Origin of the sequence: Hyphomicrobium sp. CS1BSMeth3 (assembly GCF_900117415.1) — a bacterium.
Classification (GTDB): domain Bacteria; phylum Pseudomonadota; class Alphaproteobacteria; order Rhizobiales; family Hyphomicrobiaceae.
The window spans coordinates 1,412,309-1,424,564 of record NZ_FPEI01000006.1; the positions used below are offsets into that span (position 1 = coordinate 1,412,309).

General features: G+C 65.8%; 11 protein-coding genes. 5 read left to right on the plus strand and 6 right to left on the minus strand.

Annotation, left to right across the window (positions count from 1 at the left end):
• Positions 1 to 63 precede the first annotated feature (63 nt).
• Positions 64 to 1,386, plus strand: a complete 1,323-nt coding sequence (locus tag CS1BSM3_RS28720; protein WP_072390796.1) for an extensin-like domain-containing protein — start codon at positions 64 to 66, stop codon at positions 1,384 to 1,386.
• Here CS1BSM3_RS28720 and CS1BSM3_RS21680 read toward each other — a convergent pair whose 3' ends face one another.
• Positions 1,387 to 1,959, minus strand: a complete 573-nt coding sequence (locus tag CS1BSM3_RS21680; RefSeq protein ID WP_072390799.1) for an NAD(P)H-dependent oxidoreductase — start codon at positions 1,957 to 1,959, stop codon at positions 1,387 to 1,389.
• A gap of 172 nt (positions 1,960 to 2,131) precedes the next feature.
• Between CS1BSM3_RS21680 and CS1BSM3_RS21685 the strand changes: the two genes are divergently transcribed.
• On the plus strand, positions 2,132 to 2,758 hold the full coding sequence (locus CS1BSM3_RS21685) for a hypothetical protein (protein WP_072390802.1): 627 nt from the start codon (positions 2,132 to 2,134) through the stop codon (positions 2,756 to 2,758).
• 9 nt (positions 2,759 to 2,767) lie between these two features.
• On the opposite strand, the gene CS1BSM3_RS21690 is transcribed toward CS1BSM3_RS21685, so the two are convergent.
• Positions 2,768 to 3,964, minus strand: coding sequence for an alpha-hydroxy acid oxidase (locus CS1BSM3_RS21690; protein ID WP_072394267.1), 1,197 nt, complete (start codon positions 3,962 to 3,964; stop codon positions 2,768 to 2,770).
• Positions 3,965 to 4,143: 179 nt separating this feature from the next.
• Between CS1BSM3_RS21690 and CS1BSM3_RS21695 the strand changes: the two genes are divergently transcribed.
• Both CS1BSM3_RS21695 and CS1BSM3_RS21700 read left to right on the plus strand, forming a co-directional pair.
• On the plus strand, positions 4,144 to 5,379 hold the full coding sequence (locus CS1BSM3_RS21695; protein WP_072390805.1) for a benzoate/H(+) symporter BenE family transporter: 1,236 nt from the start codon (positions 4,144 to 4,146) through the stop codon (positions 5,377 to 5,379).
• A gap of 122 nt (positions 5,380 to 5,501) precedes the next feature.
• A complete protein-coding gene (locus tag CS1BSM3_RS21700) occupies positions 5,502 to 6,191 on the plus strand; it encodes an aquaporin (protein WP_072390808.1) in 690 nt (229 codons plus the stop codon).
• A gap of 271 nt (positions 6,192 to 6,462) precedes the next feature.
• Here CS1BSM3_RS21700 and CS1BSM3_RS21705 read toward each other — a convergent pair whose 3' ends face one another.
• Both CS1BSM3_RS21705 and CS1BSM3_RS21710 read right to left on the minus strand, forming a co-directional pair.
• Entirely contained in the window at positions 6,463 to 6,882 is a 420-nt protein-coding gene (locus CS1BSM3_RS21705) for a DUF2852 domain-containing protein (protein ID WP_072390811.1), read from the minus strand.
• Between the two features lie 279 nt (positions 6,883 to 7,161).
• Entirely contained in the window at positions 7,162 to 7,773 is a 612-nt protein-coding gene (locus CS1BSM3_RS21710; RefSeq protein ID WP_244540585.1) for a TetR/AcrR family transcriptional regulator, read from the minus strand.
• Positions 7,774 to 7,950: 177 nt separating this feature from the next.
• On the opposite strand from CS1BSM3_RS21710, the gene CS1BSM3_RS21715 reads away from it, so the two are divergent.
• Positions 7,951 to 9,183 (plus strand): MFS transporter, encoded by a 1,233-nt coding sequence (locus CS1BSM3_RS21715; protein WP_072390814.1) that lies wholly within the window; start codon positions 7,951 to 7,953, stop codon positions 9,181 to 9,183.
• 1 nt (position 9,184) lies between these two features.
• Here the strand turns inward: CS1BSM3_RS21715 and CS1BSM3_RS21720 are convergent, their stop codons facing one another.
• Positions 9,185 to 10,714, minus strand: coding sequence for an amidohydrolase family protein (locus tag CS1BSM3_RS21720; RefSeq protein ID WP_072390817.1), 1,530 nt, complete (start codon positions 10,712 to 10,714; stop codon positions 9,185 to 9,187).
• Positions 10,715 to 10,868: 154 nt separating this feature from the next.
• A complete protein-coding gene (locus CS1BSM3_RS21725) occupies positions 10,869 to 12,134 on the minus strand; it encodes a Glu/Leu/Phe/Val family dehydrogenase (protein ID WP_072390820.1) in 1,266 nt (421 codons plus the stop codon).
• Between the last annotated feature and the right edge of the window lie 122 nt (positions 12,135 to 12,256).

The following is a 12,256-nucleotide window of genomic DNA, read 5'->3' on the forward strand; positions in this document are numbered from 1 at the left end:
TGTCCGATGATTCTCGTGCGGCAAAGGCAACCGCACAGGACTGTCGATCGTTGAACGGGACCGATGGCACTCAAAAGCTGCGACCGGATGGGCATTCGTACGATCGGCGGTCCCATGGCCCTGGCGCTTGCGCTACTGCTCGCCACAGGCGCAGCGGCAACCGTGCCCCTGCCCGAGCGCAATCCCGTGCGCGAGGCTGAACTGCCGCTCCCCGAGCGCAATCCGATGCGTGAAGCCGAAATGCCGCTGCCGGAGCGCAATCCAGTGCGGGAGGCCGAGTTGCCTCTACCCGAGCGCAATCCCCTGCGCGTCGCGCCGGAGGCCAGCGCAGAGGCAAGGCGAGACAAGCGCGGGACGTGGCCGAAGCTGCTCCCCGGCGCGCCCGAGATCCTCAAGACATGGAGCGAGGAAGAGATCAGCGCCGAGCGCGCGCGCTGCACCGAACTTCTCAAGGATGTGGATGCGGAAACTGAACCCGCTGATCCCGTCCGCGATGGCGGTTGCGGCTCGCCGGGCCCCGTCAAGCTGATCAGCATCGGCAAAGCCATGAAGGTCAGCGTTTCGCCGCCTGCGACCATGACCTGTGACCTGGCGGCCGCCTTGGCGCAGTGGATGGAGAAGGACGTGCAGCCGGCAGCGCGGCGCCTGCTCGGCAAGCCCGTCACTAAGATCAGCAACATCAGCGACTATTCGTGCCGCAATGCTCCGGGCCGCACGACCACCCGGCTCAGCGAGCACGCGCTCGCCAATGCCCTCGATATCCGGGACTTCATCACCGAGAGCGGCGAGGTCGTCGATCTCAAGCGCGACTGGGGTCCGACCACGCGCGACATCGCTGCCCAGATCGCCGCCGAGAAGGCAGCCGAAGCCGCGCGCAAGGCCGCCGCCGCAGCGGCGGAGGCTGCGGCCAAAGCTGCCAGGGAGGCCGCTGCCAAAGCGGCCGCCGAGAAAGCAGCAAAAGGCAAGGGTGAGACAAAGGCCGAGGCAAAGCCCGAAGTAAAGGCCGACCCTAAGGCGGCCGCCAAGGCAGAGCCCAAAACCGAGGAGAAGGAAGAAGCGGCACCCGAGGATACCGCACAGCTATCGCCGCGCGAGCGTCGTCGTCTCAAGCGTGCCGAGCGGCAGAAGGCTCGCCAAGAGGCCCGCGAAGCGGCAAGAGAGGCCGCCCGCATCGCCCGTGAAAAACCGCCGGCACTGATCCCGACGTCGTCATCTCTCGCGGCGGCCGCGGAGAAGCCCGGCCCGCGCGGACAGTTCTTGCGTGAGATCCACGAGGCGGCGTGTGGCACGTTCGGAACCGTGCTCGGTCCCGAGGCCAACGAGGCCCACCGCGATCACTTCCATCTCGACATGGCCAAGCGCCGCTACAAAAGCTTCTGCGAGTAGCTATCCCGCGGCGCGGCCAAGCGCCTCCATGTCGGCGAGCCACTGAGCGCGCTTCTCGCCGGAAACACCTTCGATGGAGCCGTGAATGGTGCTGCGGATCGGGCCCACGCCGAGAAAGCCGAGGATATTGCGCTTCAGCATCTTCAATGCGTGCGCGCCGAAGTACCAGCGGTAGATGAAGCCCGGCATCCCCATGGTCATGACGATCCGCGCCGACTTGCCTTTCCACGGCGTCGCGAATTTTCCCGTCTTCGCCGGCTCGAAAATATCCGGCTGGATGACGCGCTCGAGAAATCCCTTGAAGATCGCCGGCAGCGTACCGAGCCAAAGCGGAAAAATGATCACCATGTGATCCGCCGCCTGGATGGCGGTACGTGCCGCAGCAAGATCGGGCTCGAGGGCCTGCAACGAGCGGTAGCCGCCGCGCAGAATGGGATCGAATGTCATACTCGCCGTGTTGAAAAGCGATACTTGGTGTCCCGCGCTCTCGGCTCCCCGCATGTAGGCCTCGGCCAGGGCGCCGCAGTAGGTGCCGGGCAGCGCATGGCCGACGATGATGACGATCCGCGCCATGGCGGCAGCTCCTTTCGGCTGGTGCCAAACCTCTGTGCCTGCGCGGAACGCCGTTCGCCTTGATAATGCGCAAGGATCGCCCGCTGGGGTGCCCACAGCGCGCTGTCCTTCGCCGTATTCCTGTTCTAGATGCACCTTGGCCGAATCTCCGGCTACCGACGAGGACCGCCACTTGGGACGACCACCACGACCGCAAACAGCCGCAAGGGCAAAGGACGGCGACAGCGAAGCCGAAACCCGTATCGCACCCGATCCGCTGGCGGTCGTGCTCCCGGCGCTCTCGGCACTCGCCGCGATCGCCTCGATTGCAGCCGTGAACTGGGTCGGTCAGGAGCGCATACCGGACGGCACGCGCGGCCGGCGCAAGGTCGGCCTCGTGCTCCGCGATCTCGAGTCGTGCTGCCTTGGCCTGCAGGAAATCTTCAAGCGCCTGAACCGCAATCCGAGGCTCTTTGCCGGCGAGGGCGCGGCGTCGGCTTCACCGCTGAAATTCGGCGTGCACGGGCCGCGCATCGACGCAGGCCTCGCGCGCATCTATCACCAGCTCATGAACGACGTCGCATCCATGCTGGTGCTCGCCTCGCAGAATGCCTTCGACATCATGGCCGCGGTCGAGGATGGCGAGATCGTCGCGCCGGAGCCGATCTACTTCGGCTTCGGCGAGCAGCAGGACCGGCTCAACAAGCTCATCCAGGAGCGCGCGAGCCTCAAGACATTGGTCGAAACGGGTCTCGAGATCGCCAATGCCCTGCAGGCGCTCGTCACCGACTTCAAGAAGTACAAGGTCGAGGGGACCTAGGATACGCGCTCAAGGCCGGCGGTTGCGCTTCAGGTCCTCGGGATCATCCCACATGAGGAAATCAGGGCCGAGCGAGGCGATGTCGGGCGCACCCATCTGGCCCATGGTGAGATCGAGCTCGTTGCGGACGATCTCGAGCGCCCGCGAGGCCAGTCGCTCGCCGCCCGCTGCAACCGCGTAGAGCGTCATGCGGCCGACGAATACGAACTTGGCCCCGAGGCAGAGCGCCGTCGCGACATCCGAGCCACCGCGCACGCCACTGTCGAGCATGAGGGTCATCTTGTCGCCGACCGCATCGCGGATCGCCGGGAAGACTTCGACGGGCGAAGGTGCCGTATTGAGCTGACGCGCGCCGTGGTTCGAGACCATGATGCCGTCCACGCCCGCTTCCTTCGCCCGCTCCGCATCGCGCGGATGCATGATGCCCTTGAGCACGAAGTTGTGCGGCCACAGATCCCGGAAGCGCTTGACGTCATCCCAGGTCATGGGCGGCGTCGTTTGCGAGGCGACGAACGCGGCGACCTTATCGGCATCGTTCTGCGCGCCAGGCCCCGCATAAGGCGCCCAATTCGGGAACATGGGCGGGCCACCGCTGCGGTAATAGTCAAGCATCCAGCCCGGATGCATGAGCGCTTCGATCTTGGTCTTGAGCGGCATCTTGAGCGGCCGCGACATGCCGTTGCGCTTGTTGCGCAGGCGGTTCGAGTGCACAGGGACGTCGACGGTGAAGACGAGCGTCTTGAGCCCGGCATCCTTCGAGCGCCGGATCATGTCGTCGGAGATCGTCTTGTCCTTGGCGGCATAGAGCTGATACCAGCCGTGGTCGGGCGCTTCCCGTCCGAGATCCTCGATGGAGGCCGTACCCGTTCCCGACATGATGAAGGGCACGTTGGCGTCGCGGGCCGCGCGCGCGAGCATCAGATCGGCGCCGGGGCGGAAGAGCGCCGCAAGACCGGTCGGCGCAATGCCTACGGGGCTCGAGTACCGCCTGCCGAAGAGTTCGGTGCTCAGATCGCGCTTGGATACGTCGACGAGATAGCGCGGCACGAGGCTGTAGCGCGAGAAGCCCTGGAAATTGCGGTCGAGGCCCTCTTCGTCATCCGCGCCGCCCTCGATGAAATCATAGGCGATCTTCGGCAGACGACGCTTGGCCAGGCGGCGCAGTTCGTCATAGTTGTGCACCGAGCCGGGACGTGCGGCATTCATGGGCGGGCCCTTCCCTCGTGGATAGCGTTTGCGCTTGGATTGCAGTTCGAGCGTTTCCCGGCCGAAGAAACTGAAGCCACGCGGCTGCTGGATCAAGCGGAATTAGACCGCGCATGCCAGCCCTGCCGCGAGTCGCCAAAAGACATGCCCGCGCCGCGGGGAATGCCGGGGAAGACGCCATGGCCCTCGAGCCGATCAGCCACCCCGTCGCGGGCCCAGCAGCCTTCGTGCGCGATCTTTCGGCCGAGAACGCCGTCAACGCCCTCGTCGCCTTTGCCTTCGCGATCACGGGACCTGTCGCCATCGTGTTCGCGGTCGCCGCTCGCGGAGGCCTGAGCGAGGCCCAGATCGCGTCCTGGATTTTCGGGGCGTTCTTCATCAACGGCCTGCTCTCGATCGCCTTCTCGGCCGCCTACCGCCAGCCACTCGCCTTTTTCTGGACCATTCCGGGCACCGTCCTCGTCGGCCCCGCCCTCGCGCACGCGAGCTTCAACGAGGTGGTCGGGGCCTTTCTGGTCACGGGGCTGCTCATGCTGATGCTCGGCCTCACAGGCGTCGTGCGCCGCGTGATGGACGCGGTGCCCCTGCCGATCGTCATGGGCATGGTGGCGGGCGTGTTCCTGCCTTTCGGGCTCGACTGGGTGAAGGCCTTCGAGAGCGACCTCGCCATCGCGCTGCCGATGACCGCGACTTTCCTGGTGATTTCCGCGCTGCCGGGCCTGGCGAGGAGGCTACCACCGCTCATCGTCGCCATGGTGGTCGGCCTCGTGGCCATTGCGCTCACGCGGACGGGGGCGCTGCCGTCCATAAGCTCGGAGGCCGTCCTCGCCGCGCCGACACTGGTCGTGCCGCAGTTCAATCCGGCAACGCTGATCGAGCTCGTCGTGCCGCTCGCGATCACGGTGCTCGTTGTGCAGAACGGTCAGGGCATTGCGGTCCTGCGTACTGTTGGGCACGCCCCGCCGGTCAATGCCATCGCCACGGCCTGCGGCCTCTGGTCGATCCTTGCCGGCCTCGTCGGCGCGGTCTCGACCTGCCTCACGGGGCCGTCCAACGCCATTCTCGCGACCGGGCGGGACAAGCGCACGCACTACACCGCCGGCATCCTGCTCGGGCTTCTCGCACTCGTGTTCGGCCTGTTCTCGCCGTTCTTCACGACGCTCCTGCTGGCAACACCCAAGGCCTTCATTGCCACGCTCGCCGGGCTTGCCATGCTGCGCGTGCTGCAGAGTGCCTTCGCCACCGCCTTCCAGGGTCCATTCGGTATCGGCGCTCTGGTCGCCTTCCTGGTGACTGTCAGCGGCATGGCCATTGCCGGCATTGGCGCACCGTTCTGGGGGCTCGTGTTCGGCACGCTCGTCTCGCGCGTCCTCGAGCACGGCGACTTCGCAGCGCGTGCGGCCGAGAAGAATTGAACATCGGGCGCAGTACTCACATCCCGCACAATCCGTAACAAGAGTTATGACTCACGCCCCACAAATCGGAGGTAATCCGTGTGCTATCCGCTGAGCGGGTGCAGCATCAGCGGGGAACCCCCATGAACAAGGCCATCGCAGAATTCATCGGCACTTTCACTCTCGTCTTCCTCGGTTGCGGCGCAGCCGTCGTCGCCGGGAACCTCGTCGGCGTTCTTGGCATCGCCATAGCCTTCGGCCTCGCGCTCATCGGCATGGCGTACGGCATCGGCCCCGTCTCGGGCTGCCACATCAATCCGGCCGTCAGCCTCGGCGTGCTGCTCGCCGGTCGCATGAGCGCCGGTGATTTCGTGAAATACGTGATCGCGCAGTGCCTCGGCGCCATTGCCGCCGCTGCCGTGCTCTACATGGTCGTCTCCGGCAAGCTTGCCGGCTACGACCTCGCCAAGCAGGGTCTCGGCCAGAACGGCTGGGGTGCTGGCTATCAGGGCGAATACGGCCTCGGCGCGGCCTTCCTCTTCGAGGTCGTCGCGACCTTCCTGTTCGTGACCGTCATTCTCGGGTCGACGGGTGCGGGTGCGCCGACAGCCAATGCCGGCCTCGCGATCGGCCTTACGCTCGTCGTCATCCACATTGTCGGCATCCACATCACGGGCACGTCCGTCAATCCGGCGCGCAGCCTCGGCCCGGCCCTGCTCGTGGGCGGCAATGCCCTCTCACAGCTTTGGCTCTTCATCGTCGCGCCGCTGATCGGCGCCGCGGCGGCCGGTATCCTGTCTGCGACCGGCGCGCTCGACGCCAAATCGACGTGATCCTTCTCGACGTGATCCTTCGCTAAAGCGTCGGGCCTCAAATGCGACCCACCGTTTGGATCGGGTTCGAAGTCGCATTTGAGGTCCAAAGACGCTTTAGACTCAATGCGTTCTAAAGCAACTTTGGACTTGAAATTCGCTCCCTACCCGGCATCGAGGTGAGGCGAATTTCAAGTCCGTTGCTTTAACGCAAACGAGGCGGGCTTGCGGGCCCGCCTCGTCGGCTCAGATCATCGAAACTCTACTGACTGGCTCCCAGCGCAGACAGTGCTCACACACCGGCCGGCTTATCGGCTTCTGGTGCCTCGGGACGCGGCGGATTGTTGCGCCGCTCGTTCATGAACTCGTCGAACTCGGCCTTGTCCTTGGCCATGCGCAGGCGGCCGAGAAAGCCCTCGAAGTCCCGGGCCTCCTCCTCGAGACGGCGCAGCGTATCGGCGCGGTACTCGTCGAAGGCCCGGTTGCCGGTCGAATACTGCGGACCCATCGGCCCGGCCCACTTGCCGAATTTCTCGCGGAACTGCTGCCCGCGCCACTCACCTCGCCGCCATCCGCATCCCATCCGACCGCTCCATATGATGTAGGCCAGGATGGCGAGGCCGATCGGCCAGAACACGATGAAGCCGAGTACCATCAAGGCAATCCAGGCCGGCTTGCCAAAGTCATCGATCCTCATGGCCATCTGATGCATCGCGCCCTCCTGGCGTTAGTTGGCAACTTTATGAGGGTCTCCTGAGAGCCATCCCTCGATGTGAATGTAACGAACATTTACATCACTTCAAGGGGCGGCGGCAACTATTTCTTGGTGTCGCCTGCGGAGGCGACCGGGCGGGCTGGCACGGCGCCCCCTCGCCATGCCCTCTCCAGCGGAGAAGGCACGGAGGACCACCCCGCCCTCGGATATGGGAAGGCTGGCGAGGCGAAAGAAGGCCACTGGAGCCTCTCGGCGACGAGATCGGGGGGATGCTGCTCAGCCCTTCGACGCCCCGAGCCCGCGCAGATAGATCAGCACGGCGGCCTCGAGCAGATCCTCGGGGCTCATGGGGATTGGTCGGCGCGCCTGATCCGCGCGACCGAAGAGGCTCGCGATGCCATGCGCCTGCGACCAGATGTGAAGCGTCATCATCAGCACCGGCGGCCGCCCCTCCGCCGGCAATGTCGCCACGACCGCCTCGACGGCCTTGCGAACCGCGCTGAAGGCGGCTTCGGCCGCGACCCTGAGCGCCGGATCGGCACCGATGTTGACGCCGGACTCGAACATGGCCGCGTAGTAGGCGGGTTCCTCACGCGCAAAGCTGAGATATGCCTTGCCGACACGATGCAGCGCCTGCGTCGGCTCGGGACGCGCATCGTTCCACGCCTTGGTCAAGGCCTCCTCGAGCTCGCGAAATCCGCGCTGGGCGACCTCGGCCAGCAGCGCCTCGCGATCGCGGAAATGGCGGTACGGCGCCGCGGGGCTGACACCCGCTGCACGCGCCGCATCGGCGAACGTAAGACCCCCGGCCCCCTTCTCGGCAATGAGCGCGAGCGCGGCTTCGATGAGCGCTTCCTTGAGGTTGCCGTGGTGGTAGCCGCGTCGCAAGGCCGGATCCTGGGTCCCGAGTCGATTGGTGCGCAGGATACTGCAACTGCGCCGCCCCGGCATCGCCATCGATTCCCGCCCCGGCAGGCCGGCATCCGGATTTGAAGCCAGGAAACGGATCGCCCGCACGCGCCGGCCCTGATTTTTCTGCGCCTCCGACGTTCGAGGAGGCCCCCAATGCCCGCCACACCGTCCGACAGCCTGCCGCCCGCCTTTGCGCGGCTCGGCTGGTCCAATCTCTCAGCCCAGCTTTCCGAGCAGATCGCGCTCGCTGCCGCACCTCTTGTCGCGGTGTTGTTGCTCGGCGCCGGCGCAGCCGAGACCGGCCTCCTCCAAACTGTGCAGACCTTGCCCTTTCTCCTGCTGGCGCTCCCTGCAGGCGTGCTGGCCGATCGCATGGCGCGGCGCCGGCTCATGGCCGGCTCGGAGGCCTTGCGCGCAGTCTCGCTGCTGGCGGTGCTCGCCCTGCTCGCCGGCGGAATGCTCGACCTGCCGATGCTGGCTGCGCTCGGCTTCATCGGGGCCATCGGCACAGTCTGCTACAGCGTCGCGGCGCCGGCGCTCCTGCCGTCCATGGTGCCACGTCACCAGCTCGGCGAGGCGAACCGCTGGCTGGAACTCGCCCGCAGCACGGCCTATGCGGGCGGTCCCGCACTCGGTGGTGCCATTGTCGGCTGGGCCGGTGCGCCGACGGCCTACGTGATCGCGACCGTACTCTCGCTCCTCGCGGCCATGCTGCTCGCCAGCCTGCGCGAGGAGCTGCCGGCCTCCCGTCCGCCGCGCCGGCATCTGCTCCGGGAAGTGAGCGAAGGCGCGTACTTCGTCCTCGCGCATCCGCTCCTGCGGCCCATCCTCGTCACGGCCATCTTCTTCAATGCGGCGTGGTTCGTGCTGCAGGCCATCTATGTGGCCTATGCGATCCAGAACCTCGGTCTCACTGCCGCAGGCGTCGGCGTGACGCTCGGCATTTACGGTGCCGGCATGATCATCGGCGCGCTGCTCGCACCGCGCCTCATGCGCCGCTTGTCGCTCGGCACCATGATCGTGCTCGGCCCGCTCGCAGGCCTGCTCGCCGCGCTCATCATGCTCGCGACGCTCTGGCTGCCCTCGGGGATCGTCGCGGGCGCGAGCTTCTTCCTGTTCGGCGCCGGCCCCATTCTCTGGACCATCACGACCACGACGCTCCGCCAAGCCGTGACGCCGATCTCCATGCTCGGGCGCGTCTCCGCACTGGTCCTGACCGCCACCTTCGGCGCGCGCCCGATCGGCGCGGCATTGGGAGCGCTCGTCGCCGCGAGATCAGGCGTGGCAGCGTGCCTGGTTCTCGCGGCGCTCGGCTTTCTCGCGCAGTTCCTCGTGATCATGAGCTCGCAGGTGCCGCGCCTCGACACGCTGCCGGAAGCGGCATGACCTACGCGAAGGCCGACCAGTCCACGGGCCCCGTCACATAGCCATAGCGGAGGTTGGAGCGCGCGGGCCCGCTCTTCTCGTACTCTTCCTTCATGAGCGCAAAGCGGTCGCGGTTCGGCCCGATGTCGCCGCGCTGGCTCGGAATGTCGAAGTCGTAGAGCTTCGCGTTCGTGCCGGCGAAGATCATGTTCTTGATCGGGCCGTCCGCCGCGCCGAGCGGCTTGAAGCCGTACTTTTTCTGCATGTCCTCGCTGATCTCGAGCCGGCGCAGCGCCTCGATCTGCCACTGCGGCGAGCCCGTCCACACGGCATCCGTACCCCACACGACGCGCTCATAGCCCATGCCGCGTCCCATGATGCCCATCATGGCCGCCGCCAGTCGCGGCTCCGCGACGACGCTCTGCGCAAAGAGCTGGCCGACATCGGCGTAGACGTTCGTGACGCCGTACTTCTCCGGGATCTCGGCGAGATCGCTCACCCAGGACACGCGTCCCGTCTGCTCGAACTCGTTCCAGCCATCCCCCGCGCGTCCGCCGGCTGCCCAGCGATAACCCGCGTGGTAGATGACGAAATTAAGCTGCGGCCAGTCCTTGGCCGCCTTCCCGACATCGCCGACCTTGGCGTACTCGAGCAGATGCGGAAAGCGCTTCGCGGTGGACTCGGGGAAGAGCCCCTTGTGCACGCAAATGTTCTTGATGCCGTGCTTCACGGCGAGCTCGTAGGCCTTGTACGTGACCTTCTCGTCGTCCATGCGCCAGGGATGGCGCGCGAGATCCTTGTTCGTGTTGTCGCCGACGGTGTAGCCTTTGATGGACTCGGGTTTGCGCGCCAGCGAGCCTTCGAGATGCTCGAGCCAACCGTCCTGCCCCGGCGTGAAGATCGCGTGCGCGAACATGCGGCGGCTGCCGGCGTCCTTGTTGATCTTGTCGCGCGCCTCGATCATCTGCTCGTTCGTCAGGAACCAATCCTGTGGCTCCTCCGAGGGCGATGACGAGATGAGCGCCACCTTGGTGTCGCTGTCGAGATAGATCTCCTTGAAGAAGTTGTTGAACTTCAGGTCTTCGAGTGTCTGCGGCTTGTCGACGAGCTGCGGATTCCAGCCGGCCTTGCCCACGGCCTCGCGCGCCCGCACGAAATTGGTGAGCCGCGTGTCATCGCGCAGGAAATGCGTGTGCATGTCCATGATGAATTGGTCTTTGAGGCCCTTCGCGCGCTCGTCGGCCATGGCCGGCGTCGAAGCCTCGGCACGGCTCGCATCGAAGACGGCGGAGAAGGTTTCATTCAGCGCGACGAACGCCGCTGCCATGCCTGCGGCGGACTGGAAGAACTGGCGACGGCTCTGCCCCTGCCTGGCGCCGAACTCGTCGGCCATGGCGAGGAGGCGCGCCTCGACCTCCTTCTGCTTCTCGCTCTGAGGCGGCGGCGTGAACTCGTCGCTGGAGACGATCTGGGTCGGGATCGGGGTCGAATGCGGCAGCAGCTCGGAAGGGTTCAGCGCCGCGATCTCGTCCTCGGTCAGGAAGCCACTCATGCGTCAATTCTCCCTTGTCCAGCTCAGCCCATCGCAGCTCATGCTAGTGGCGTGACGCCAGCATGTCAGCAATGGGGAGGGAGAAAGGGGTGGCGCTCACGCGGGCTTGATGTTGCAAGCCCGCGCGATTTTGCGCCTAACGCTGGGGCCGCGATCAGCTCGTGAAGAAGCTCTGCGTGCCGTGCGCTTCGATGGCTTCTGCGAGGCGACCGAGTGCGTGCACATAAGCACCCGTGCGCATGGGAATGCCCCTCTGCCGGGAGAGCTCCCAGATCGTGCGCCCCTCACGCTCCATGATCGACTGAAGGCGCCCGTGAATTTCCTGTTCGGTCCAGTAGTAGCCCTGGCGGTTCTGGACCCACTCGAAGTACGAGACTGTCACGCCGCCGGCATTGGCAAGAATATCCGGCAGCACGACGACATCGGCCTTGGCGAGGATCTCGTCGGCCTCGGGCGTCACCGGCCCGTTCGCCAGCTCCAGAATGAGCTTGGCGCGAACGCTCTTTGCATTCTCGGCGTGGATCATGTTCTCGAGCGCCGCCGGCACCAGCAGCTCGCACTGCACACCGACGATCTTATCAGGATCGAGCGCCTCATGACCGTGCTGGCCGACCGTTGCCATCACTGACTTGCCCCGCGCCTTGGCCGCGAGCAGGGCCTCGACGTTCAGTCCATTGCCCGCATAGACCGCGCCCTGCGAGTCCGAGACCGCGACAATGCGATGACCGTCGCCCGCCAGCAGTTGCGCCACGTACTGTCCCGCATTGCCAAAGCCCTGCACGGCGACGCGCATGACCTTGCCGAGCTTCAGATCATCGGCGAGATGGCGCACGAGATAGTAGCCCCCGCGCGCCGTTGCATCTCCGCGCCCGAGCGAACCGCCAAGAGCAATGGGCTTGCCGGTGATCACCGCAGGCACAGCCTGCCCGACGATCTGGGCGTACTCGTCGGCCATCCAGCCCATGATCATGGAGTTCGTGTAGACGTCCGGCGCCGGAATATCCCGGTCAGGTCCGACCGTGCGGGCAAAGGCCTGCATGTAGGCGCGCGACAGACGCTCCAGCTCGGCCTTGGAGAGCTGGCGCGGATCGACGCGCACTGCCCCTTTGCCGCCGCCGTACGGCAGGTTCATCACGGCGCACTTGAAGGTCATCCAGAAAGCGAGCGTCTCGACTTCTTCGACGTGCGCATCGGGGTGATAGCGGATGCCGCCTTTGGTGGGCCCGCGCGTGTCGTCATAGCGGCAGCGCCAGGCCAGGAAGGACTTCCGCGAGCCGTCGTCCATGCGGATCATGAGGCGGACCTTGGTGGTCTCGCGCGCGTATTTCAGCTTCTCGACGACATCCGGGTCGACATTGAGGTGTCGGGCGGCCTCATCGAGGCGCACGAGGGCATCGTCGAGCAAGCTTCCGTCGGACATCGGGGCTCCTTCGGGGGATGTGAGGTGGCGAGGCTGGTGGGCTGATGCCCGAGTTTTAGGCGCTTACTGCATAATTGAAGGGCAATCGAGCCCTAATAGGCGCGACTCATGGCCTCGGCAGT